Here is a 22828-nt window from a genome sequence, read left to right as displayed (position 1 = left end):
GAGATTCGCAAGTACCCGGGGCTTTTGTGATGACAAAAGCGCTTCTTAAGAATACACTCAACGTTCGTGAAGATACCGTCCTACTGGTTTCCGCGGAGCTGTCCAAGCTCGGATACAACGGCTTCCACTTCCGAAATACTAAGATTCTGTTTATTCATGACCATATCGTACAGATCATAAATATCGTCATATTGGTTAACCGAGAAGGCAGAGGCCTGCATGGCAGCGCCTGTAGCCATCCGTAGCTTCGTTTTAATCTGTTCGATCATATACTCGACATTGGCTTGGGATTTTTCACTCAAATCCATGGAATAACACCATCCTCTCTTAGGCGGATTTACGATTTTCATCCCTGTATTGTAACATGTTAGCGTGCGGCTCGACCAATGTTTTTGCCATCGGAGAGGAAGATAGGTTAAAATCAGAAAAAACGCTTCACGTCAGCGATGCGAATCATCGAACCATTTAATCAAGGAGGTCCGTCATGAGCGAACAAGCCGGCAAGACGCCAAGCGTGCATGCTGCCAAAGCCAAGATGTCGGGCCATGAACTGGCCGATTTTTTTCGGGGGATTTCGCAGCGCCATGCGCTGGGCAGCATCGTGTTTTTATGTATTGGCACCGACCGTTCTACAGGTGACGCGCTCGGTCCGTTGACTGGAAGCCGGCTTGTGGAATACGGTTTTCCGCAGGTGATCGGCACGCTGCCCGAACCCTGTGATGCTTTCAATCTTGAGGCAAAGCTTCAAGGCATACCCGAGGATCAGGTGGTTATTGCCATTGATGCTTGCTTGGGACAATCCTCTTCCGTCGGTTATTTCTTTGCAAGCGAAGGTCCGCTGGCGCCGGCCCAATCCGTCGGCGGGAAGTTGCCGGCAGTGGGAGACTACAGCGTGGCAGCGGTCGTGAACGTTCATGGACCGAAGCCGTATTGGACCCTCCAAGTGACGTCCCTTTACCAGGTCATGGGAATGGCGGAGCAGATAGCGAAGCAAGCCGCTGCGGCCTTTGGCCTTAGGCCGTAAGACACGCGTTTCAACCGGGGTTGTTTTTGTTTAATAATAGTTCATTCTTTATAAAATAATGGGTGTCTATCCTAGGGCATCGCTGAATAGAAAGAAGGGTATCGCTATGGAAAAAGTACAATGCAACGGCAGCACGATTTGCTACGTGGATCAGGGACAAGGTGAGCCGGTCATTCTGCTTCACGGTTTCTGCGGAAGCTCCGCCTATTGGGAACAGGTACTGCCATATCTTCAAGGTTTCAGAGTCATTGTACCGGATCTCCGGGGTCACGGGCGGTCTGATGCACCGATGGGATCGTATACCATCGAACAAATGGCGGACGACGTCCTGCTATTGATGGATGAGCTCGATATTCCGAAGGCGGCGTTGCTCGGTCATTCCCTCGGAGGATATATAGTGCTCTCCTTCGCCCAGCGCTACGCTTCTCGATTGAACGGCTTTGGCCTGATCCATTCTACGGGCTATCCGGATTCGGATGAAGCGAAGGAGAAACGGGTGAAAGCGGTCAGCACCATCCAAGGGGAGGGCATTACGGCTTTTGTTGACGGATTGGTGCCGGGCCTGTTTGCTCCGGATACGAAGGAAACCAAGCCGGAATGCATTCAGCGGGCGAAGGAGATCGGTTACCTTACGCCGCCGCAAGGTGCGATAGGGGCGGCGCTGGCCATGCGCGAGCGTCCGGACCGGCGCGATGTGCTCTCGGCATCCACGCTGCCGATCCTGCTTGTAGCAGGAGAGAAGGACGGCTTGATTCCGGCGGAGCGCACCTTTACCACAGACCATGACAACGTAACCCGGATCGTGATCGAGGGCGCGGGTCATATGAGTATGATGGAGACGCCCGAGAAGCTCGGCGAAGTCATTTCCTCTTTCATGGGACGGCTGGAGCAAGAATAAATCCATATCGTTTATAATAAACGGATACTCCTATTGCGGGGTATCCGTTTATTGCATTGCGGGCTGCAGTTGCAGTGGACCCTCCATCGTTTCCGGACCCCGCCCTGAACAAAGCGTGAACGGGCAGGAGGGCGGCTACTGGAATTCTGGTCCCGGATAGCCTACAATTTAATCGTGATCCGGATTGGAATAGACCCTGCATGAATGCACCTGCAGGGGATTCACCGAAGCTGCCTGGCATGCCGGTCCTAAGTCCTCGGCAGTGGGAATTGCCGGAAGGTTAAAGATGAGGTCAACAATTTGCTGCATCCGGCACGGATGCAGATTGGGGGCGAGTGCATGTTTCGTAGGGATTATCTTGTGCGGCTTATTGAGGATATGACACAGATGATAGCCAAAGTGTTTTCGCTCAAGCAGGAGCGCAAGCATACCGAAGCTTTATGGGAGCTGGATGAGCTTTTTAAACGGCAGTTCCGGCTGAATTCAGGGCTGCTTCGCTCCTTGTCCGCAGCCGATATCGAGCAGCTCTTTCGCAATCATGGTTATCTGGAAGCGGACAAGCTGCAGAGTGCCGCAAGGCTGATGGAAGAGGAAGCATCGCTGCTGCTCGAGCTTGAGCGCGAAGAAGAAGCCGTTATGCTCTATACCAAGGTCTTTCAGTTATATTTGAAGTCAGCCCTGCAAGGGGCGGATCCGAAACTGATCGGGTTGACGGAACGGATCGGTCTGCTGAAAGAACGTTTAAGGGCTTACGCGTGGCCCGAAACGGCGATGCTGGATTATTATGCGTATACGGAGCAGCAGGGGATGTTCGCGGAAGCGGAGAATACCCTGTACCAGTTGCTGGATAGCCGTAAGATCGAATATGACGAAGGCGTAAGGTTCTATCAAAGATTGCAGCAGAAACGGCCCGAGGATTTGGCAAAAGGCGGGCTTCCGCTGGAGGAAGTCGAGGAAGGCATGGACGAGCTCCACCGCCGTTTTCCGCATGCGGTTGCGGACGGAGACAAATCGTTTCCCGGCCTCGATTAACCTGTCTATAACATAAAAGAAAGCGAGATGTACTCTTTTGGATGCATTAAGAAAATTGATTCATAACATCATGGAAGAAGCATCATTGATTACGGCTACGCTAAGCCAGCTTCGCAAGCGGGAAGGCATGACCTACAGCAAAGTAACGGTTAAGCCCGTAGAGCTCAAGAACAAGCTGCACTATCAGTTCGCTTATTATTCCGCAACCAAGGTCACCCATCAGAATGTGCCGGCGGATGAGGCGGAGGCCGTACTGTTGGATATGTTCGAAAATGTATTCCGGCAAGCGATGATCTATACGCCGGAAGCGGACTATCAGGTTCTGATTTCGAAGAAATACAAGGTTTCGATTCTGACCAAATCCGCTTCGAAGACCAAAACGGATTTGTCGCATAACCGGAAAAAGACCTACATTCTTGAAGAGGGAGAGCCGGTTCCGTTTCTGGTGGAGCTAGGCATCATGAGTGAGGATGGCAAAGTATTTGCCCGCAGATACGATAAATTTAAACAGATCAACCGCTTCTTGGAGATGGTGGAGGATGTCCTCCCTCATCTGCCGGAGGACCGTCCGCTTACGATCGTCGATTTCGGCTGCGGCAAATCTTATCTGACCTTCGCTTTGTATCACTATTTGGCGGTAACCGCGCGCAGAAAGCTGAATATTGTCGGATTGGATCTCAAGGCGGATGTCATCGAACACTGCAGTATGCTGGCGAAAAAACTGAATTATACCCAATTGCGGTTTCTTGTCGGCGACATTGCGGATTATGACGAACTGGAGCAGGTGGATATGGTGGTCACGCTGCATGCATGCGACACCGCAACCGATGCGGCGCTGGAAAAAGCGGTCCGCTGGGGGGCTTCGGTAATTCTGTCGGTGCCTTGCTGCCAGCACGAGCTGTTCGCCCAAGTCCAGAGCCCAGTCATGGAGCCGCTGCTGTCCCACGGCATACTGAAGGAACGCTTCTCGGCGCTGGCCACGGACGCCATTCGGGCCAAGCTTCTCGACCTGATGGGATACAAGACGCAGCTGCTGGAGTTTATCGATATGGAACATACGCCCAAGAATATTTTGATCCGTGCGGTCAGCGGTTCTGCCGGAGACCGGAATAAACTATGGCAGGAGTATACTGCGTTTCGCGATTTTTTAAGCGCCTCGCCGTACCTTGAACGGGCTTGCAAGGACCTGCTCCCGAATACGGAAATGGAATCGCGTTGAACCGGATTGGCGATGAACGTGCGAGCGCGCACGTTCATCGCTTTTTTAATGGAAAATAGGAACTTCGGAGCCGGCCTTCCGGTTATCGCAACAAAATCAACATCTAAACGCGGTCATTCTTCTAAGAACGTGCGTCGTCGATAGAAGTTTTTCTTGCGATGGCAATCAAAGCCTTAATCCAGGGAATCGTGTGGCCCTTACAGCACCAGATGTGATCGCCAACATTGAATCAAGAATAACGCCGACCGTCCTTGTCCACAATGGCTATTAGGCGGGTTTCATGTTCAGCACGCGGAGGAGCGGGAGCGGCTGAACATGAAACGGAGAAGGGTTACGCATTCTTTCTTGAACGGGGCGTGGTGTAATGGCATCGAATACCCTGCATCGTGTTTGCGGGATGATGCTGATCGGGCTGGGGCTTGCGGCCAGTATCCGGAGCGGAATGTTTTTTGACGAGGATATATATTGGATCGGAGCAGGTTTCGGCGTGCTTCTGCTGTTCATGACGGGAGCCGTTTGGCACGGTGCCGTTCAAGGCCGGAAGAATCATGGCATGGGAAAACTGCCGGAGGCGGTTCCTTCGGACAGAGAATTGCGGGTGGTTCTTGGCTGCATCTGCGCAATCCTTCTCATCTACGTCATTCACGGGATAGGGCGCCCCCTCTCTCTGGAAGGCACGATGAAGGAGATCATCCTGTGGGGAAGCTATGGTTCTTTTGCCATTGCTGCTTGGCGCGCGTGCCGTACAGGCCCCGGCTTACGCATCATGCATGCCGGCTGGCATCTGCTGGGCGCCGTGCTGTGCGGCAGCGCCTTGCTTGCCGTATACGGGCTTATGGAGCTGCCGTATGGGATCTATCATACGGCGGATGCGGACATTAGCGCGACCGGCGCGAGGCTTGGCGGCCTGCTTCAGTACCCGAACACGTTCGGGGCGGTGATGGCCGCCTTTTTGCTGGAGCGGCTGTTCGCGCTGCCGTCGGTCCTGCGGAACCGGACGGGCACGCTCCGCGCAGCGGCTGCGCTTCTGCCGCTTGCGCCCTATACCGCCGCGCTGCTCCTGACGGAGTCGCGCGGCGCCTGGCTCGCGGCCGCTCTTGCGTGCGCGGCCGGCTTCGCCAAGGAGCGGCGTGCCTTGGCGCCGCTCCTGGTGGCTGCCGCCGCGCCTGTGGCGAGCGCGGCGCTGCTGTACCGCCAGCTGGCGGATGCCAAGCTGGCGCCAGCCGTGCTGCCCGGCCTGCTGTGGCTGGCCGGGCTTTGGGCCGGCGGCGTCCTCGCCGGCCTGCTGCTGTGCCGCTGGCGGCACAGCGGGGGGCCCGGGCGGCGTTACGCCGCGCCCGGGGCACTGGGAGCTGCAGCCTTGCTGGCAGCCGCAGCGGTTGTCGTGATCCTGCTCCAGGTGCAGGATCGGACCCTGGGCGGCGCGGCAACGCTCAGCGCGCGCCGCCTCATGTACAGCGACGCCTGGCAGCTGGCCCGGTCGTCGCCGTGGCTGGGACGGGGAGGGGAGACGTGGCGGCAATCCTACCTTGCCATTCAGTCCCAGCCCTATGTGGGTGCCGAGGTGCATAATGGATATATGGATATCCTGTTGAATACGGGAATCATTGGGCTGCTGCTTGTCCTTATTTTGGTTATCTTTATGGTTGCGAGGCTCATCGCGGCAAGCTCCCGATTCATGCCCCCCGCCCTCGTGCTGATCGGACATGCGTCCGTGGATTTCGATTGGGGCTTCGGGTTGGTATGGCTGCTCCTATTGTGGCTTACGGTAATGGGCTTGGCCGGGGGTTCCCCCGATGAGGCGCCGCAGCATGGATCTATGGCAACTCGGCTAACCCGGCCGTTCAAACGATGGAATCAACTGCAAGCCGGCTATGAAGGGGGGCGGGCCCCTTCCCTGCTGCGACGGCTCAGGGTTATGGCTATTCTCCCGCTCGTGGCTTGGACTTTTCTCGCCGCGGCGCTGGGCATCAGCGAGCTTCAAGAGCGATGGGCCGTATCAGAGCCGCCAGGCCGGCAGATCCTGCTCCTCCGATCCTCGTTAAAGTGGAACCCCGCCAATACGGATGCGGCCATAAAGCTCTCGGCATGGCTTCCCCCAAGCGAGCAGATTCCGCTGCTGAAACGAAGCATGGTGCATGCGCCGAATCACCCGGGTTTAAGCTGGAAGCTGGCAGAAGGTTATTCCCTAAGAGGCGAATCGGAGGAAGCGGCGGCATGGTTCAAAAGGGGCATCGAACTGGATCGTTTCAATCCGGTCAAGCAAACCCGGGCCGTGCTGAAGCTGGCCGCCCTTGCGGACTGGCACCGCAGGGCGGGAGACTCCGCCGGAGCGGTTGAGGCGGCCCGGGCCGGATGGGATACCTTGAAGAGCTATCGCTTCCTTGCGGCTGCCCTTCATGAGCTTGATCCTTTTCGAAATGACCGTGGCTTTCATCTGTCCGTGCTTGCGGCTCGGCAGGCCAACCGCTTCGATAACACGATGACATGGGGAGAACGGGAGCATGCCGCAAGGCAGCCCTGATATCCGTTATCCCCGCACAGCCTATGGCGAATCATGCCGAATCGCAACCGATTGCGGCGACTTACCTTGCCCCACATTACGCGGTACCATGAAGGGCGGCATGGCGTTGACGACGCTTTGCTGGTTCGCCTTAGAACGAACGGTGTAGAATGGACCGACCTATCAATCTACGGTTGACGATCCAAATGCAGCCTTTTGTCGTAATTTCTCACGGTGTGACAGGGGGAAGAGGGGGGCCATGTCATCCCCCGAAGGCATCCCGAAAGGCGGAGGCCAGCTGGCGCTCCGGAACCTGCCAGAGCTCGGCAAGCTCGCTGCAGACGTCTTTTTCCCACCAGTCGCACAGCAGTTTTTTGTTGCTGTAGTTTTCGTGAATCCAGATCAGGTTTCCGATGACCTTCCGATAATACAATTCCTCTCCTTGCTTTAAGGTTTCCGGAGGAAGGTACAGCTTGAGCCGCTTGGTCGTACGGTATAATTCTTTGCTGCAGGCCCGCCGTATCCCGCGCGGGGAGGGGGGCTTGCTGCCCGGTCGTTTGGCATGGGGAGAATGCATGCTTTAACTCACTCCTTTGCTTCACCATATGTCCCGAAACGGGCGAAAGTCACTGCACCGCCCATAATTGGGCGCATTATAAGGCATGTAGAAGGCATGTCCCGGGCTGTGTTAGAATAGGCTAGTACTAGAAATCAACGCAGTAGGAAGGCGGGGGACAAGCGTGGAATTCTTTTACGAGGCTGTGGGCCGACTGTTTGAATGGATCCAGCAGCTGGGCTATTTCGGAATCATGCTCGGATTAATGGTGGAGGTCATCCCAAGCGAGATCGTACTCGCCTATGGCGGTTATCTGGTTTCCATGGGTGAGGTTCATTTTATCGGTGCCATGATTTTTGGTACCGTTGGCGGCGTGCTCGCCCAATTATTCATTTATTGGATCGGCCGTTACGGGGGCAGACCCTTTCTGGAGAAGTACGGGAAGTACATACTGATTAAGAAGAAGCATATCGACTATGCCGAGGAATGGTTCGGCAAGTATGGCACCGGCGTTATATTTACGGCTCGGTTTGTACCGGTGGTAAGACATGCGATTTCCATCCCGGCGGGCATATCCAAAATGCATGTGGGCAGGTTTACGCTGTTGACCACCCTTGCGGTTATTCCGTGGACGGCATTATTCTTATATCTCGGATTGCTTCTGGGCGACCAGTGGGAGCATATCGACGAGAAGGCTGGGCCTTACGTTCGGGAAATTCTGCTGGGCGCATTAGCCGTCATGATTCTTTATTTTTTGATAAAATGGATAAAATCAGCGAAGGCGAGGTCGAAATAACGAATGAGTATGAATATGGCAAATCATTTGGGTACGGGCATATCTCCGCAGCAATTCATGGACGGCATGCAGAAGAACCAGGATACGTTCAAGGCAGGCTACGAGCAGTTTAAATGGGAGAATGAAGAGGATCAAGAGTTTTTTGAAAGCCTCAATTTCAGGGATGATCTGCGGGTCCTCATTCTGGCAGCGGATTGGTGCGGCGATGTTGCGCGCAATATCCCTGTCGTATTCCGTGCGATGGAGACCGCGGGGATTGAGACGGAAGTGCTGATTATGGAAGAGAATCTGGACGTCATGGATCAGTTCCTGACCATGGGCGCCCGTTCCATTCCGGTTGTGATCATTTCGGATACCGGGGGACATGTCCTGGGCACATGGGGACCGCGTCCGGCGCACGTTCAGAAGTTTATGATTGAGTTCAAGCAGAACAATCCGGATCGTGAAGCAACGGACTATCAGGACAACCTTGCCGTCACGCGGCAAAGCATCATTCAAGCCTACGGGGAAGGGCATGAGTTTCACGCTGCCATCATTAAGGAATTGCGTGAACTGATGTCAGGGTTTTAATCATGACACTTCATATTGAGACCTTTAATTTAGGACCGCTTCAGACGAATGCATATTTACTGACAGGGCCTGTAGAGGGCAAAGCGATCATTATCGATCCTGGCATGAACCCGGGGCCGCTCGTGAAGCGAATAGCGGATTTGGAGATTGAAGCGATCCTGCTGACCCATGCGCATTTTGACCATATGGGGGGCGTCGAGGAGATCCGCAAGCTGAAGGACTGTCCTGTCTATCTCCACACCTTGGAGAGCGAATGGCTGGCCAGTCCAAAGCTTAACGGTTCGCTGATGTGGCCTCAGGTCACCGGACCGCTGTCCACCGAGCCGGCGGAGTACGATTTGGCCGATGGACTGGAGCTGCAGCTGATCGGGCATACCTTCAAGGTCTTTCATACACCGGGCCATTCGCCGGGAAGCGTGAGCTTCAAGTGCGGAAATGACCTGTTTTCCGGCGATGTGCTGTTCCGTCTAGGCGTTGGGCGAACGGATCTTCCGGGCGGCCGTGAACGCGATTTGGTTGATTCCATTCAGAACACGCTGTATACGTTTGCGGATGAGGTCGTTGTGTACTCCGGCCACGGGCCTCGGACAACCATTGGCTATGAAAAGCAGCGGAATCCTTATGTTCCTGCGAGCAGGTAGGATAACATCCGACATAAATCGGGAAACTTTGTCTGGACAAATATAGACAAGATTGATACAATACGGTTAATTAAATGTTACCCATTGCGAAGCACGCAGACTGTGGAATTCATCCCGGTTTGCGTTCTTTTATTTTATGGGGTTTTTTTTGGCATGGACGTGATTAGGGGGAAGCGCCAGTGAGAAAAGATCATCTATCGCTGCTGAACGGGAATGTTACAAGAAGCGAAGCGATTGATCGGCAACCGGAGTTCCGCCGGCGGGGCCAGACGGATATTTCATCCGTTGTCTGGGACAGGCTGGTGAAGGATGAAGGGATCGCGCAGCAGCCATGGCATCATCGGCTGCAGGTTATCAGATTGAATCAATAGGTGGACCGCTAACATGACACCCTCATCATGAAGTGAGAAACAATGATCCTCCGATTGGAGACTGCAGCCGGGTCCACCGGCTGCTTTTTTTTGTTTTTTTACGGATACCATAAGAAATTTCTGAAGCGTCCGGAGGCATCTATATAAATTACATCATTTGGTACACGATAAATATAATAACCGTTTGAACGATTGGCTGCAGTTATTCGTATTACAGGCGAAGGCGAAAGAAGGTGATGATTTCAATCATGATCCCTGGCGAAGAGGATTTGATACGACAAGCGCAGTTAGGAGATGCTGCTGCCATGGCGTTGCTGTTCAAGCAGCATTACTCCTTCCTTTATAAATATTTGCTGAAAGTGACGATGGACCCGATGCTTGCCGAAGATACCGCGCAGGATACCATCGTTCGATGCATGGAGAATATGAACCGTTACAACGGGACTTCGTCCTTCTCCTCTTGGATGATTACCATTGCTACCCGTTTGTTCATCGATAATACCCGGCGAAAGAAACGGGAGAAGAAATGGCTGGAGCAGGAGGCGGTTCAGTCGGCAAGGCGGATGCGCTGGCAGATGGAGCGGCGGGGAGAAGACTGGACGGATATGCTGGATGGATTGTCCCGATTATCCGAGGATCATCGGATTGCCATCCTGCTGAAGCACTATTACGGCTACAGCTACGAGGAAATCGGAACGATGCTCGGCATCCCCGAAGGAACGGTGAAATCGCGGACCGCCTACGGCGTTAAACAGCTGCGAAAGGAGATGGGTGACGATGGTCAGAGGACCTGAACATGAGGATGAAAAATGGATTGAAGAATTGAACCAGGAAATGAAGCGGGTGGATCAATTGTTTGAAGATGCGCCATCCCCATCCCTGGAAGGGCTGCATGCGTTGGCCGTTCATACCTTGGAACGCAAACGGAAGCGGATGAAATACGAGTTGCTTCTCTTTCTTCTGGTTGCGCTCTTTATCGTCGGCGGGGGATTGATGGCTGCCTTGGCAGCGCCGATGATCCTGCTGTTTATTCACGGGTTCGGCATGGTTGCGGGGATTTCCGTTCTTGTATTTTCCAAGAGTCTGAGATCTGCCGGAAAGAAGGGAATCCGATGAATGAAGTGAACGAGAGCCCGCTGGTAGTGATCGTCCTTGCCGTTGTGCTGGTGCTGATCCAAGGGACATGGCTTTTCCTGGATGCAAGGAAGCGGGGGCTTGGCAAGATGGCTTGGTTCTGGGGGATATGGGGGTCTACGACGATGCCGTTGCCGCTGCTCTTTTACTGGATATTCGTCATTCGTAAAGACGGCAGCGAGTCCTAAGCTTCTTTATTAAAATATGGAACATGGGGGATTGTTATGGATATTAACTGGGGATTGATCTGGCCGATTCTTGCACTGCAAGCGATTCTTGCGGTCACGGGTCTTCTATCTTTGTTTCGGGCAGAGCCGGCAAACATACGTGGGCCGAGATGGATGTGGGTGTTGATTATATTGCTGGGTAACATTCTTGGCAGCATTGCTTATTTTATTGCGGGGAGGCGAGAGGCTTGACGGAGAAACTTCTTAGCATTCACGGACTGACCAAAAGCATCGGAAGCATCATGCCGGTTAAAGGCATCTCGTTTGAATTGAAGCGCGGAGGCTGTACGGCACTGCTGGGACCGAACGGCGCAGGGAAGACGACAACGCTGCGAATGCTGGCAGGATTGATTCCTCCGACCCGGGGCGAGATCCGATATGGATCGGGAGATGGCCATACGGACAGTTGGCGTCACCGGATTGGTTACTTGCCGCAGTATCCGAAGTTTTATAGCTGGATGTCAGGCATGGAATATTTGTCGTTTAGCGCCAAGCTGTCGGGATTATCCGGAAAAGAGGCCCTTCGGCGAAGTCGGGAAGTGATCGAGATGGTGGGCCTGCAGCAGGCTGCCAAACGCCGGATATCCGGTTATTCCGGCGGAATGAAGCAGCGGCTTGGCATCGCACAGGCGCTTGTGCACGAGCCGGAGCTGATCATGCTGGACGAGCCGGTATCGGCGCTGGACCCGATCGGACGCCGGGAGGTTATGGACCTGCTCGACCGCCTGCGGGGGGAAGTCACCGTCCTGTTCTCGACCCATGTGCTTCATGATGCGGAAGAAATTTGCGATGACATGATACTGATGGTAGACGGGGAGATTGCGGAGAAGGGCGCGCTTAGCGAACTACGCACGAAATACCGCCAGCCGGTCTTATCGATTGATGTTGAACCGGGGGAGCGGGAAGTTGCTTGGCTCGACAGTCTCGCGAACCGTCCTTATGTGCAAGAGATCGAGCTCGGCAAACGCGGCGCCAAGCTGATGGTGACGGATATGGAGGTGGCGCGTGCCGCTTTGATCCAAGAGCTTGCCGACGGCGGAATCGAGCTGCTTCGTTTTGAAGCCGGCACGTCTACGCTCGAGGATATGTTTATGAAGGTGGTGGGCTCATGAAGCCGTTCTGGATCTATTATCAAAAAGAGATGCTTGAGTCCGGCCGGACCTATAAATGGATTTGGGTCCCCGCCGTTTTTCTGCTGCTTGGCATTATGCAGCCGGTATCGACCTATTATTTGCCGGAAATCCTGACCATGGCCGGAGAAGTGCCGCCGGAAGCGGCTGCGTTATTTACCGTCCCGTCCGCCGAGAGCGTGATGGCGTCAGCCTTAAGCCAGTTCAGCGTCATCGGCCTGCTGGTGCTTGTGCTTGCGGGGATGAACACGGTAGCTGGGGAAAGGGCCACCGGCACGGCTGAGCTTGTTCTTGCCCGCTCGGTATCCACGATTCCCATGATGGCTGCCAAATGGGCCGCCATGATGACTTTGATAGCCGCATCCTTTGCGCTTGGGCTTGGCGGCGCAGCGTATTATACGCATCTGCTCATCGGTCCCTTGGAATGGGGAGCGGTGGCCAGCGGCGGGGGATTGTATGTCGTATGGCTGGCTTGGATCGTAACGCTTGCCCTGCCGCTCGGCGCCGTCCTCCGCGGCCCTGCTGCTGCTTTCATCAGCTTGGCGGTGGCCGGCGCGCTTTCGCTCTTGTCCGGTTTGCTGCCCTCCCGCCTTCAATGGAACCCGGGCCGATTAAGCAGCATGGCCGCGGAGCGGATTGTCGGCGAAGTGAGCAGCGTCTGGTCTCCGATCATCGTGGCGATACTGCTCATGGTGGTGTCGATTATCGTTGCCGCGAGGCTGCTCAGACGGAGCCCATTGTCCCCGCAATCCTAGTTTCCATGGGAGATTCAGGTTTTATCTGAATCACATGGACATCTCTATCTTTTTTTAGTAGACTATGAAGATAAGAAAATGGCAATCGACTTACTTTTCGGAAGACAGACCGCATATAGCGGAAGTTTTCTGGGGAAATAAGGATGATTAGCTGTAGAAGTTTATACTTTCTTATCGCTTGAAAAAGGATAGACAACTCAGGAGGTAGACGATGCTGCGTTTAGGGGAAAAGATCACAATCGTTGCGGATGCCTTTGAGCAGAATCTTCCAATCGGTCAATACGGTTATATCATCGCGTATGACCGAAATCCGGACAATGCGTTCGATTACGTCATTCGGATTCCGAGCCTCAACCGTAATTTTTTTGTTCCGGCGGATGATGTAGAGCTGGAATCAATCGTGTTGAAACAGGAAGCCGAGCGGGTCGAGCGGGAAGCGCTCATCGATTTCGCCCTGTCGACATATAATGAGAAGCTGTTTCGTCAAGTGATGAACGGCGAGTTGGAAAGTGTTGAAGAGGAAGAGGAAACCAAGGAAGCAATGTCCCAGGCGGACTTCATCAAACAGGTGAATCTTCGCGCTTGGATCTAGAAGAGTCGGCTGAGGCCGACTCTTTTTTGAAGTGACGGGCATGCAGTTCCAGAAAGCTCCACGCTTCAAGCCATTGGATTGAATCTTCCATGCTTCTACAATATAATGAGAAAAGTTATCGAGACAGACTTTACCCCTTTAACTGGATAGGGGCATGAAGGAGGACGCAAAGCCATGAGCATTACCGATAAGGATGTTCAGCATGTAGCGAAGCTGGCCCGATTAAATTTGACGCCTGAAGAAGAGCAGATGTTTACCGGCCAACTGAATGCGATTTTACAATATGCCGAGAAATTAAACGAATTGGATACGGACGGCGTTGAGCCGACTACGCACGTGCTGCACCTCAGCAATGTCATGCGGGAAGACGAAGTGCGCGAGAGCCTGCCGATCGAGAAAGTGCTGCTCAACGCACCGGATGAAGAAGACGATCAAATTAAAGTACCTGCTGTTTTGGAATAGCCTGGAGGGAGGATACACACTTGAGTCTGTTTGATTACAAGTTATCGGAGATACATAATAAGCTGCAGAATAAGGAGCTTTCCGTAACCGATCTGGTCGACCAAGCGTTTACCCGTATTTCCGAACGTGAGGATCGGGTAAAGGCATTTATTACGCTGGACGAGCAAGGCGCGCGTACATCGGCCAAGGCTTTGGACGACAAGCTGGCTGCTGGGGAGACGCGCGGACTGTTGTTCGGACTTCCTGTGGGAATTAAGGACAATATCGTAACGGAAGGGCTTCGCACCACATGTGCAAGTCAGTTTCTGTCTAATTTCACGCCGGTTTACGATGCGACGGTTGTCGGTAAATTGCGTGCGGCGGACACCGTAACGATCGGCAAGCTGAACATGGATGAATTTGCAATGGGAGGCTCCAATGAGAACTCCAGCTTTTATCCCGTGCGCAACCCATGGGACTTGGACCGTGTACCAGGCGGATCGAGCGGCGGCTCGGCTGCGGCCGTAGCTGCCGGCGAAGCTTACTTCGCGCTGGGCTCGGATACCGGCGGCTCCATTCGGCAGCCGGCTTCTTACTGCGGCGTCGTGGGACTTAAGCCGACCTACGGACTCGTATCCCGGTTTGGCCTTGTCGCCTTCGCTTCATCGCTGGATCAGATCGGGCCTTTGACGAAAAACGTAGAAGATTCTGCCTATGTCCTGCAAGCCATCGCCGGTTATGACCCGATGGATTCGACATCCGCCAAAGTGGACGTGCCCGACTATCTAAGCGCGTTGTCCGGAGACGTTGCCGGTCTGCGCATCGCCGTTCCTAAAGAATATCTGGGCGAGGGCGTTGACGCCGAAGTGAAGGAAACCGTCCTGAACGCGCTGAAGGTGCTTGAATCGCTGGGCGCTACCTGGGACGAAGTTTCCCTGCCGCACACCGATTATGCGGTCGCTACGTATTATCTGCTTGCTTCTTCGGAGGCTTCCTCGAATCTGGCCCGCTTTGACGGCGTACGTTACGGCGTACGTTCCGACAATGCAGGCAGCCTGATCGACCTGTATCATGAATCCCGCAGCCAGGGCTTCGGCGATGAGGTGAAACGCCGCATCATGCTGGGGACTTACGCGCTCAGCTCGGGCTATTACGACGCCTATTATTTGAAGGCGCAGAAAGCCCGTACCCTCATCAAGCAAGACTTCGATAAAGTATTCGAGCAATATGATGTCATCATCGGACCAACGGCTCCGACTACGGCTTTCAAGTTGGGGACGCAAGTCGATGATCCGCTGACGATGTATTTGAACGATATCCTGACGATTCCTGTCAGCCTGGCGGGAGTGCCGGCAGTAAGCGTCCCTTGCGGATTCGCGGACGGACTGCCCGTAGGAATGCAAATTATCGGGAAAGCTTTTGATGAGTCGACCGTGCTGCGCGTCGCGCATGCCTACGAGCAAAATACAGATCATCATAAACGGCGCCCTGAACTGTAAACCGGCGGCAGAGAAGGAGGGAAACAATCGATGTCTACATCTAAATATGAAACGGTTATCGGATTGGAAGTTCACGTAGAGCTGCATACCCATTCCAAAATTTTTTGCGGCTGCTCCACTGCGTTCGGAGCTCCGCCGAACACGCATACATGTCCCATCTGCCTTGGCCATCCCGGCGTTCTGCCCGTATTGAACCGCCAGGCTGTGGAATATGCCATAAAGGCTGCCATGGCGCTGAACTGCACCATCGGCGATGTCAGCAAATTCGACCGCAAGAACTATTTCTACCCGGATTCCCCGAAAGCATACCAGATTTCTCAGTACGATCAGCCGATCGGCGAAAACGGCTGGATCGATATTGAGGTGGACGGGAAGACGAAGCGGATCGGCATTACCCGCCTGCACCTGGAGGAAGATGCCGGCAAGCTCACGCATGTCGACGGAGGTTATGCATCGCTGGTCGACTTTAACCGGGTCGGAACGCCGCTCGTTGAGATCGTGTCCGAACCGGAGATCTCAACGCCGGAGGAAGCCAAGGCTTACTTGGAGAAAATGCGCGCGATTATGCAGTATTGCGACGTATCCGACGTGAAGATGGAAGAGGGCTCGCTTCGCTGCGACGCCAACATCAGCCTTCGTCCATGGGGACAGAAGGAATTCGGAACGAAAGCCGAGCTGAAGAACATGAACTCCTTCCGCGGCGTGCAGCGCGGATTGGAATATGAGCAGTTCCGTCAAGCGGAAATCCTTGATGAAGGCGGCGTGATCGTACAGGAAACGCGGCGCTGGGACGAAGCCCAGGCGAAGACCTTCTCCATGCGAGGCAAGGAGCAGGCGCACGACTACCGCTATTTCCCGGACCCGGATCTGGTATCGGTGCATATCAGCGAAGAGTGGAAAGAGGCGGTTCGCGCGACGATCCCCGAGCTTCCGGATGCTCGCAAGGCCCGCTATGCTTCCGAGTACGGCTTGCCGGACTATGATGCTGCGGTCATTACGTCATCCAAGCTGCTCGCCGACTTTTTTGAGGACAGCTTGAACTACACGAAGGATGCCAAATCCGTATCCAACTGGATCATGGGCGATCTGCTGGGTTATTTGAACTCGAACAATCTGGAGCTGTCTGAAGTGAAGATTACGGGCCAAGGCTTGGGCGAGATGATCGGCTTGATCGAAAAGGGGACCATCAGCAGCAAAATCGCGAAAACCGTCTTTAAGGAGATGCTGGAAAGCGGCAAGCTGCCTGCGCAAATCGTTGAGGAAAAGGGACTTGTCCAAATCAGCGATGAAGGTGCGATCAAAGGCATCGTCGAGCAGGTGGTCGCGAACAATCCGCAATCCGTGGAGGATTACAAGGCAGGCAAACAGAAGGCGATCGGCTTCCTGGTTGGTCAAGTGATGAAAGAGAGCAAAGGGAAGGCCAACCCGGCCCTTGCCAACAAACTGCTGGTTGAGGTGCTGAACGGATAATTAACGATCCGGGGGTTTCCTAGAATCATGTTTTTAGAAGATGTGGAGCTTGTCCCGAAATCGGGGCAAGTTCCTTTTTAAGATATCGGAAAGTATAAACTTCGGAGGGTCTGCTGCCTGACATCGCAAGAAAAACTACCGCTAAACGCGGTTTTTCTTCTTTGAGAGTACGTCGATAGACGCTTTTCCTATAATAACTTGGTCAGGGGATGAATATATGATAAGAGCATTATCTTTGGAGGATAGGGATACCGTCCAGCAGATATGGAGTCTGCAGCACATGGCGTACCCATTGGAAGCCGAATTAATCGGATTCTCGGAAATCCCTCCGCTGCAGGATACCTTCGATACGATCCGTTCGAGCGGGGAAACCTTTTTTGGTTATATTAATGAAGAAGGCGATCTTATCGGAGCTATCGCAGTCGAGCCGGAACAGGAGCAGGTCACCATATCACGGATGATGGTCCATCCGGGTCATTTTCGCAAAGGGATCGCGGGGACATTAATTCGCCACGTGTTGGAATCTTATAAGGAGGCGCCCATGTTCGTGGTCTCGACAGGGACTCGTAATACACCTGCGGTAACCTTGTACGAGAAATTCGGGTTTGTTAAAAATCACGCTTTTGAGGTAGCTCCGGGTGTGGAATTGACCGAGTTCCATCTTCATATACAATGAATGATCAAGCATAAGCGATTGAAGCAGATGTGAGGGGAGTATCGTTCTTTTGAATAATCCTTGGGTGATAGATAATGTATCCATTTTATTAAGATTGCTGCTGGCTATGCTGCTTGGCGGCTTGATCGGTTTCGAACGGGAACGTTCCAACCATGCTGCAGGACTGCGCACGCATATATTGGTATGTTTGGGTTCTACGCTTATTATGCTGTTATCCATTTACGGCTTCTCCGACTTTGTAGACGAGATTAACGTTCGGATTGATCCAGCGCGCTTGGCAACGGCCGTCATTACAGGGATCGGTTTCTTGGGTGCCGGTACCATTCTGTTTACAGGTAAATCCATTACCGGACTAACCACTGCTGCATCCATCTGGGTTGTGGGGGCCGTGGGGTTAGCGATTGGTGCCGGCTTTTATTTTGCCTCGATCGTATCGACGGTGCTGATTCTTCTTAATCTGGTTGTCTTCAATAAGCTGGAGCAGCGTTACATCCGCGGCAGCAAACTGCATCTGATTACTGTCCATGCAGCGAATACGCCGAATATTTTGGATGACATATCCGCTGTTCTGGAGGAACAGGAATTCGTGATCAAGAAGCTTATCGTTAACGAACGAAGCAGTGCGGCATACGGGGAGCTGCAGCCTGCGGTATTAGGCCTCGAAATCTCGCTGCAGGTTTTGACCGATCGCAAATTCGAACCGATGGAGATCACCCGGCAGTTGCGGGGAATCGGCCACGTAACGATGGTAACGGCTGAATAACCGGTTTCCATCATCATAACCAAACGGCATCTGCTGAATTACCGGCAGGGCCGTTTTTTTGTAGGCTTATCAGCTTCTCCTGAACGGCCTATCCAGTTTTTTGCCAGTTACTTCGGCTTCGCATTGGGGTACTATCAAAGAAAAACATCGGTAAACAACGCCAGTCCCTTGATGTTTGGAAGGAGGCGAGAAGGTTATGAATCCAACCACCGAAACGCAAACCGCAGTCCGCAAGAAAAAAAGGCGCTCGATTCGGATGAAGCGGCATCCCGGACTTCAGCGAAAAAGACGGAAACTCTACGCGCTTTTATTAGCCGCTCTCATTCCAGGTTTGGGTCATCTGTACCTCGGCATGTACCGTAAGGGAATCACGTTCATCATGCTGCTGCTGCTGGATATATCGGCGCTTCTATATTTCTCTTCCATCGGCATGCAGATCAACGTTCCGCTGCTTGTCGTGCTGGGGCTTCTGATTCCGGTCGGTTATTTCTATAACGTGTATGACGTGCTGCAGGCAGCCGAATATATTATTTCCCGAAAAAGACGCGGCGAGGCAGCCGCTGCTTCCGGAGGTGACGGAAGAGGGAACGGGGCGAATCATCTGTTCCGCGGCGAACGGGGAATCGCCTTTGGCTTGATGCTGGTTGTTACCGGGTCCCTGCTCATTTTGTTTCACCAGAAGCCGCCTTGGCTGCAGCAGGGGATTCGCGACTACGGTGCGGAGGCCTCCGCCGTCGTGCTCATCGTTATCGGGATTTGGGCCGGGATCCGGGAAGCTCTCAGGCATCATAAAGACAAGAGAAAATCCCTATAGTACACGTACAGCGGCACATGGGTGAAAGCCGCGTAATCAGACGAGGGGAGGAGACGGATGAAACAAAAAATCAGAGTTGGGCGATATACGGCCGCCTTGCTGCTTGTCAGTACGGGCGCTTTGCTGCTGCTTGACGAGTGGAGAGGTACGGATTATATATTCATGCTCCAGCGTTGGTGGCCGCTGCTGTTTATCCTGCTCGGCGTTGAATATATAGTCAGGTATACGCTGTCCCGCGCCCTGGGCCGGCGCAGGGAATTTCGGTTTCGGCCGGATATTCGGGGAATTCTGCTGGCAGTCGCCGTTACGGCGTCCGTATTCGTGATTTCCCAGCAGGAGCATTTCCTTCATCTCTGGAACCGGGTGAGCCTGAATTTGACGGCAGCGGGCGTGGATTACAGCGAAGCGGAAGATAACCGGTTCCAGAAGCCGGCACTGGATATACCGGTGGAGCTCGACACCGAGAAGATCATCGTCGATCACTTGAACGGAGATATCTCCATCACGCGACAGGATGTCGACGATATCCGGGTCGAAGCGGTAGTGTGGGTCGACCGAGAGCAGCCCGGTGTAGCGGAGGCGATCGCCGAGCAGTCGACGATCGAGGTCGGGGAAGGCAAGACGATCACGATTCGGTCCAAGGGAAAAGCCTATGGAGAATCGGGTAAACGGCAGCCCCGAATGAATTTGAATATCGAGGTCCCGGATGATCGCCGGTTCAATTTTGAGATACGGACGATGAACGGAGCGATTACCTTAAACCGCGTGGAGGCGATTGAGAATATTTTGCTGGAGAGCGGGAATGGGCCCATCACGATGGATCGGGTCTACGGGAATGTCACAGGCAAAACGCTGAACGGCGAAATAACCGCGCGCGGCGTTATCGGTAATATTAAAATGTCCACCAACCGCGGGAATATGCTGGCCGTCGACATCACGGGCGAGACCGACTTGACCACGCAAGTAGGAAACATGACGGTCAAACGAACGACGGATCATATCCGGGTCCAGACGAGGAACGGCAATATTCTGATCAGCGGCGCGGAGTCGCAATTAAGCGCCGAGTCCCTTAATGGCGGAGTAGCCATTCGTTCCCCTCGGATCGGAGGCGATTGGAATGTATATAGCGCGGTTGGAGAGATGAATCTTCACGTTCCTCTAGAGGGCGATTACAAGCTTGAAGGGACGATTAGTTATGGAAGAATTCTGACCACGCTGCCTAATCTTAAGATCGAGCAGAAAACCATTTCCGGGGAATCCGGCACCGGCGAGCATTCCATTCGGATTGAAGGTAACAGTAACCTGAACATCTACCGGAGCTACCCGGAACAGGAGGAAGGCCGGAACAGCAGGGGCTGGACGCCTCTGCCGGATTGACAACAATCCAAGAAACGCCGTACAATAAAGCGTAAGAGCGATCTAAGCTTTGTAAAAACCAGTTAACCTTGAAGGCGGTGGGCAACCATGGGAACGTCCGTACAGCATGCGCTGGAACAACTGAAAACGACCGGTGTCCGTATCACGCCGCAACGTCATGCGATTTTAACGTATCTGGTGGAATCTATGGGCCATCCGACAGCGGATGAAATTTATCGGGCTCTGGAACCTAATTTTCCTAGTATGAGCGTAGCCACAGTATATAACAATTTAAAAATGTTTATTGAAGCCGGCATGGTGCGTGAGCTGACGTACGGAGACAATTCGAGTCGTTTTGACGCCAACGTCTCCGACCATCATCATGTCATCTGTCAAAGTTGCGGCAAAATCGAAGATTTCAGCTATCCGTCCCTCGAAGATGTGGGAGTGCAGGCTGAGAAAAGCACCGGATTTGAAGTAAAAGGACTGAGAATGGAGCTGTATGGGCTCTGCAAGTCCTGTCAATAGACGCCGGTTGTTATAGATGATGAACGTGCGGAATGAACCATTCCACACGTTTTTATTTTTAAGGGCTTATTTTTTCGCGATGGCATTGGGTGCGAAAGTGAAATGGGGGAGCAGTTTGGCAAGAAGAAGATATCGGGGAAAAAAGAGGCGTACAAACAGAAGCTCTTTTTATCTGGGGCTGATGCTGATTGCGGCGGGGGTTTGGTGGGTTGTCACCACGTTGTTTCCGAACCAGACCTATACCGTACCGGACTGGCGCGGAATGGACAAGCCGATTTTCGTTCAGGGCGAATTGAAGGAGCATCCTGCTCTGGGGTCTGGCGAAGAGCTGCTGCTGCCGATCACGGTGATTCAGGAGAGCGTGGATGCCAACATCCGTTACGAGCAGGAAACGGAATCCATTATTATCACGACTTCCGAATCGGTTTTTCGCATGAAGATGGATAGCACGAAGGGGGAACTGAACGGCAAAACGGTGACCCTGCCGTATGCGCCTGAACTGGTTAACGGCATTGCTTATGTTCCGCTGAAGCCGCTCAAACAGCATTATGGCGTGGCCGTTCACGAAGACTCGGTAACAGGCGCGATCATTTTGATGCGCGCCGGGGATGCGATTCAGCTTGCGAAGGCGGCTCCCGGTAAACCTGAGGACACCGTGGCTCTGCGCGAGAGCGGGGAGAAGAAGTCCCCGATTGTACTGGACATGCCGGCCGGCGAGCGGATTCGGGTATGGCGCGAAGAGGAGGGATGGTTATTCGTTCAGGCGGATAACGGGTATACCGGATATGTTCTTAAAGAGCAGATCGAGCTTGGGGAACTGAAGGAAATTCCGGCTCTGAAGCAGACCCCTTCGCGGGCTGAGCTGGAATGGAAGGACAAGTCGGTCAACCTGGTATGGGAAGCCGTTTACACCAAGAATCCAAGCACGGATAGCATTGGCGAACTGCCCGGTGTCAACGTGGTCAGTCCGACCTGGTTCAGCATCGTGGACGGAGAAGGAACAGTCAAGTCCAAAGCGGTTAAGCATTATGTGAGTTGGGCGCATAACAGGAACAAGGAAGTTTGGGGTCTTATGGACAACAGCTTTGACCCTGACCTGACAACTGAAGCGCTGTCTACGTTCGATAGAAGATCCCATATCATTGAACAGATGCTGGCTTATGCCAAGCAATACAATCTCGACGGTATCAATATCGACTTTGAAAATGTCTACACCAAGGATAAAGATCATGTCGTACAATTCGTGCGGGAAATGAAGCCGCTGGCCAAAGCCAGAGGTTTGGTTGTGTCCATCGATGTTACGCCCAAATCGAACAGCGAGATGTGGTCGCTCTTTCTCGACCGGAAACGACTCGGCGAAACCGTTGATTACATGATGGTGATGGCCTACGACGAGCACTGGGCCACCAGTCCGAAAGCGGGATCGGTCTCCTCACTGCCATGGGCTGAGCAGTCGGTAAGGCGAATCCTGGAAGAGGATGCAGTACCGCCATCCAGGCTGGTGTTGGGCGTACCGTTATATACAAGAGTCTGGACGGAAACGAGCGAAGCGGGAGAGACGAAGGTGTCCTCCAAAGCGATTGGTATGGAGAAGCTGCAGGCCCTGCTGAAGGAGCAGAAGGTGAAAGGCTCGCTGGATGCCGGGACCGGACAGAATTATGTCCAATTCACGGAGGGAGAGTCCATTAAGAAGATATGGATGGAAGACGGCACTTCATTGCAATCCCGGGTCAAAATGGCCAAAAAGCTGGAGCTTGGCGGCATTGCTTCCTGGAATCGAAGCTTTGCCGTCCCGGAAACCTGGCATGTTCTTAAGACGATACACGATTAGGG

The 22828-nt window shown here is 53.5% G+C and carries 27 protein-coding genes; 25 read left to right on the top strand and 2 right to left on the bottom strand.

The window, feature by feature from the left end; translation table 11 throughout:
- Positions 1–80 precede the first annotated feature (80 nt).
- The gene (locus tag AC3RCL_RS27750) at positions 81–308 is read right to left on the bottom strand and encodes a DUF1128 domain-containing protein (protein ID WP_015737472.1); all 228 of its coding nucleotides are present in this window, start codon (positions 306–308) and stop codon (positions 81–83) included.
- A gap of 176 nt (positions 309–484) precedes the next feature.
- On the opposite strand from AC3RCL_RS27750, the gene yyaC reads away from it, so the two are divergent.
- From yyaC to AC3RCL_RS27725, 5 genes are all read left to right on the top strand, one after another.
- The gene (gene yyaC, locus AC3RCL_RS27745) at positions 485–1024 is read left to right on the top strand and encodes a spore protease YyaC (protein WP_456288452.1); all 540 of its coding nucleotides are present in this window, start codon (positions 485–487) and stop codon (positions 1022–1024) included.
- 106 nt (positions 1025–1130) lie between these two features.
- Positions 1131–1922 (top strand): alpha/beta fold hydrolase, encoded by a 792-nt coding sequence (locus AC3RCL_RS27740; protein ID WP_492533185.1) that lies wholly within the window; start codon positions 1131–1133, stop codon positions 1920–1922.
- Between the two features lie 339 nt (positions 1923–2261).
- Positions 2262–2954 (top strand): DUF6483 family protein, encoded by a 693-nt coding sequence (locus tag AC3RCL_RS27735; RefSeq protein WP_145040939.1) that lies wholly within the window; start codon positions 2262–2264, stop codon positions 2952–2954.
- Between the two features lie 37 nt (positions 2955–2991).
- Positions 2992–4173 carry a class I SAM-dependent methyltransferase gene (locus tag AC3RCL_RS27730; RefSeq protein WP_251501848.1) on the top strand — a complete coding sequence of 394 codons (1182 nt, stop codon included), beginning with the start codon at positions 2992–2994 and terminating at the stop codon, positions 4171–4173.
- A 364-nt stretch (positions 4174–4537) separates the two neighbouring features.
- Positions 4538–6697: an O-antigen ligase family protein gene (locus tag AC3RCL_RS27725; protein ID WP_492533182.1), complete on the top strand. Its 2160-nt coding sequence runs from the start codon at positions 4538–4540 to the stop codon at positions 6695–6697.
- Positions 6698–6938: 241 nt separating this feature from the next.
- Here the strand turns inward: AC3RCL_RS27725 and AC3RCL_RS27720 are convergent, their stop codons facing one another.
- Positions 6939–7253, bottom strand: coding sequence for a hypothetical protein (locus tag AC3RCL_RS27720; protein ID WP_015737466.1), 315 nt, complete (start codon positions 7251–7253; stop codon positions 6939–6941).
- A 163-nt stretch (positions 7254–7416) separates the two neighbouring features.
- Here AC3RCL_RS27720 and uptA point away from each other — a divergent pair, with 163 nt between their 5' ends.
- The 20 genes from uptA to AC3RCL_RS27620 all read left to right on the top strand — a co-directional run bounded on the left by uptA (position 7417) and on the right by AC3RCL_RS27620 (position 22826).
- On the top strand, positions 7417–8028 hold the full coding sequence (gene uptA / locus AC3RCL_RS27715; RefSeq protein WP_009594089.1) for an undecaprenyl phosphate transporter UptA: 612 nt from the start codon (positions 7417–7419) through the stop codon (positions 8026–8028).
- 3 nt (positions 8029–8031) lie between these two features.
- A complete protein-coding gene (locus AC3RCL_RS27710) occupies positions 8032–8598 on the top strand; it encodes a thioredoxin family protein (protein WP_492533179.1) in 567 nt (188 codons plus the stop codon).
- 2 nt (positions 8599–8600) lie between these two features.
- Positions 8601–9239, top strand: a complete 639-nt coding sequence (locus AC3RCL_RS27705; protein ID WP_015737464.1) for an MBL fold metallo-hydrolase — start codon at positions 8601–8603, stop codon at positions 9237–9239.
- 179 nt (positions 9240–9418) lie between these two features.
- Complete coding sequence (locus AC3RCL_RS27700; RefSeq protein WP_009594128.1) at positions 9419–9610, top strand: hypothetical protein; 192 nt, start codon at positions 9419–9421, stop codon at positions 9608–9610.
- Positions 9611–9846: 236 nt separating this feature from the next.
- Entirely contained in the window at positions 9847–10404 is a 558-nt protein-coding gene (gene sigY, locus AC3RCL_RS27695; protein ID WP_096776962.1) for an RNA polymerase sigma factor SigY, read from the top strand.
- Positions 10388–10726 carry a YxlC family protein gene (locus AC3RCL_RS27690; RefSeq protein WP_015737461.1) on the top strand — a complete coding sequence of 113 codons (339 nt, stop codon included), beginning with the start codon at positions 10388–10390 and terminating at the stop codon, positions 10724–10726. Before sigY ends, AC3RCL_RS27690 begins: the two co-directional genes overlap by 17 nt.
- The gene (locus tag AC3RCL_RS27685) at positions 10723–10932 is read left to right on the top strand and encodes a hypothetical protein (protein ID WP_009594077.1); all 210 of its coding nucleotides are present in this window, start codon (positions 10723–10725) and stop codon (positions 10930–10932) included. The genes AC3RCL_RS27690 and AC3RCL_RS27685 overlap by 4 nt, the downstream gene beginning before the upstream one ends.
- A gap of 36 nt (positions 10933–10968) precedes the next feature.
- Complete coding sequence (locus AC3RCL_RS27680) at positions 10969–11163, top strand: PLDc N-terminal domain-containing protein (RefSeq protein WP_009594094.1); 195 nt, start codon at positions 10969–10971, stop codon at positions 11161–11163.
- A complete protein-coding gene (locus AC3RCL_RS27675) occupies positions 11160–12083 on the top strand; it encodes an ABC transporter ATP-binding protein (protein ID WP_492533175.1) in 924 nt (307 codons plus the stop codon). Before AC3RCL_RS27680 ends, AC3RCL_RS27675 begins: the two co-directional genes overlap by 4 nt.
- The gene (locus AC3RCL_RS27670; RefSeq protein WP_340968918.1) at positions 12080–12856 is read left to right on the top strand and encodes a hypothetical protein; all 777 of its coding nucleotides are present in this window, start codon (positions 12080–12082) and stop codon (positions 12854–12856) included. The genes AC3RCL_RS27675 and AC3RCL_RS27670 overlap by 4 nt, the downstream gene beginning before the upstream one ends.
- A gap of 211 nt (positions 12857–13067) precedes the next feature.
- Positions 13068–13448: a hypothetical protein gene (locus AC3RCL_RS27665; protein WP_009594088.1), complete on the top strand. Its 381-nt coding sequence runs from the start codon at positions 13068–13070 to the stop codon at positions 13446–13448.
- Between the two features lie 174 nt (positions 13449–13622).
- Complete coding sequence (gene gatC / locus AC3RCL_RS27660) at positions 13623–13910, top strand: Asp-tRNA(Asn)/Glu-tRNA(Gln) amidotransferase subunit GatC (RefSeq protein ID WP_009594109.1); 288 nt, start codon at positions 13623–13625, stop codon at positions 13908–13910.
- Positions 13911–13930: 20 nt separating this feature from the next.
- Positions 13931–15388 (top strand): Asp-tRNA(Asn)/Glu-tRNA(Gln) amidotransferase subunit GatA, encoded by a 1458-nt coding sequence (gene gatA / locus AC3RCL_RS27655; RefSeq protein ID WP_492533172.1) that lies wholly within the window; start codon positions 13931–13933, stop codon positions 15386–15388.
- 30 nt (positions 15389–15418) lie between these two features.
- Positions 15419–16858: an Asp-tRNA(Asn)/Glu-tRNA(Gln) amidotransferase subunit GatB gene (gatB, locus tag AC3RCL_RS27650; RefSeq protein ID WP_192570574.1), complete on the top strand. Its 1440-nt coding sequence runs from the start codon at positions 15419–15421 to the stop codon at positions 16856–16858.
- Positions 16859–17075: 217 nt separating this feature from the next.
- Entirely contained in the window at positions 17076–17534 is a 459-nt protein-coding gene (locus AC3RCL_RS27645; protein WP_071219584.1) for a GNAT family N-acetyltransferase, read from the top strand.
- A 49-nt stretch (positions 17535–17583) separates the two neighbouring features.
- Positions 17584–18297 (top strand): MgtC/SapB family protein, encoded by a 714-nt coding sequence (locus tag AC3RCL_RS27640; protein ID WP_015737455.1) that lies wholly within the window; start codon positions 17584–17586, stop codon positions 18295–18297.
- A gap of 196 nt (positions 18298–18493) precedes the next feature.
- Positions 18494–19111 (top strand): hypothetical protein, encoded by a 618-nt coding sequence (locus tag AC3RCL_RS27635; RefSeq protein ID WP_145040931.1) that lies wholly within the window; start codon positions 18494–18496, stop codon positions 19109–19111.
- A 57-nt stretch (positions 19112–19168) separates the two neighbouring features.
- Positions 19169–20488, top strand: a complete 1320-nt coding sequence (locus AC3RCL_RS27630; protein ID WP_492533169.1) for a DUF4097 family beta strand repeat-containing protein — start codon at positions 19169–19171, stop codon at positions 20486–20488.
- A gap of 87 nt (positions 20489–20575) precedes the next feature.
- Positions 20576–20995 carry a Fur family transcriptional regulator gene (locus tag AC3RCL_RS27625; RefSeq protein WP_015737452.1) on the top strand — a complete coding sequence of 140 codons (420 nt, stop codon included), beginning with the start codon at positions 20576–20578 and terminating at the stop codon, positions 20993–20995.
- 16 nt (positions 20996–21011) lie between these two features.
- On the top strand, positions 21012–22826 hold the full coding sequence (locus AC3RCL_RS27620) for a glycosyl hydrolase family 18 protein (protein ID WP_492533166.1): 1815 nt from the start codon (positions 21012–21014) through the stop codon (positions 22824–22826).
- The last annotated feature ends 2 nt before the right edge of the window (positions 22827–22828 follow it).

Source organism: Paenibacillus sp. MT86 (assembly GCF_058792535.1).
This window is presented reverse-complemented; position numbering and strand designations above follow the sequence as displayed.

Coding starts and splice junctions, on each gene's coding strand:
- AC3RCL_RS27750 (WP_015737472.1), bottom strand. CDS start 308: ATGGATTTGAGTGAAAAATCCCAAGCCAATGTCGAGTATATGATCGAA.
- yyaC (WP_456288452.1), top strand. CDS start 485: ATGAGCGAACAAGCCGGCAAGACGCCAAGCGTGCATGCTGCCAAAGCC.
- AC3RCL_RS27740 (WP_492533185.1), top strand. CDS start 1,131: ATGGAAAAAGTACAATGCAACGGCAGCACGATTTGCTACGTGGATCAG.
- AC3RCL_RS27735 (WP_145040939.1), top strand. CDS start 2,262: ATGTTTCGTAGGGATTATCTTGTGCGGCTTATTGAGGATATGACACAG.
- AC3RCL_RS27725 (WP_492533182.1), top strand. CDS start 4,538: ATGGCATCGAATACCCTGCATCGTGTTTGCGGGATGATGCTGATCGGG.
- AC3RCL_RS27720 (WP_015737466.1), bottom strand. CDS start 7,253: ATGCATTCTCCCCATGCCAAACGACCGGGCAGCAAGCCCCCCTCCCCG.
- AC3RCL_RS27710 (WP_492533179.1), top strand. CDS start 8,032: ATGAGTATGAATATGGCAAATCATTTGGGTACGGGCATATCTCCGCAG.
- AC3RCL_RS27705 (WP_015737464.1), top strand. CDS start 8,601: ATGACACTTCATATTGAGACCTTTAATTTAGGACCGCTTCAGACGAAT.
- sigY (WP_096776962.1), top strand. CDS start 9,847: ATGATTTCAATCATGATCCCTGGCGAAGAGGATTTGATACGACAAGCG.
- AC3RCL_RS27690 (WP_015737461.1), top strand. CDS start 10,388: ATGGTCAGAGGACCTGAACATGAGGATGAAAAATGGATTGAAGAATTG.
- AC3RCL_RS27685 (WP_009594077.1), top strand. CDS start 10,723: ATGAATGAAGTGAACGAGAGCCCGCTGGTAGTGATCGTCCTTGCCGTT.
- AC3RCL_RS27680 (WP_009594094.1), top strand. CDS start 10,969: ATGGATATTAACTGGGGATTGATCTGGCCGATTCTTGCACTGCAAGCG.
- AC3RCL_RS27670 (WP_340968918.1), top strand. CDS start 12,080: ATGAAGCCGTTCTGGATCTATTATCAAAAAGAGATGCTTGAGTCCGGC.
- AC3RCL_RS27665 (WP_009594088.1), top strand. CDS start 13,068: ATGCTGCGTTTAGGGGAAAAGATCACAATCGTTGCGGATGCCTTTGAG.
- gatC (WP_009594109.1), top strand. CDS start 13,623: ATGAGCATTACCGATAAGGATGTTCAGCATGTAGCGAAGCTGGCCCGA.
- gatB (WP_192570574.1), top strand. CDS start 15,419: ATGTCTACATCTAAATATGAAACGGTTATCGGATTGGAAGTTCACGTA.
- AC3RCL_RS27645 (WP_071219584.1), top strand. CDS start 17,076: ATGATAAGAGCATTATCTTTGGAGGATAGGGATACCGTCCAGCAGATA.
- AC3RCL_RS27635 (WP_145040931.1), top strand. CDS start 18,494: ATGAATCCAACCACCGAAACGCAAACCGCAGTCCGCAAGAAAAAAAGG.
- AC3RCL_RS27630 (WP_492533169.1), top strand. CDS start 19,169: ATGAAACAAAAAATCAGAGTTGGGCGATATACGGCCGCCTTGCTGCTT.
- AC3RCL_RS27625 (WP_015737452.1), top strand. CDS start 20,576: ATGGGAACGTCCGTACAGCATGCGCTGGAACAACTGAAAACGACCGGT.
- AC3RCL_RS27620 (WP_492533166.1), top strand. CDS start 21,012: ATGATGAACGTGCGGAATGAACCATTCCACACGTTTTTATTTTTAAGG.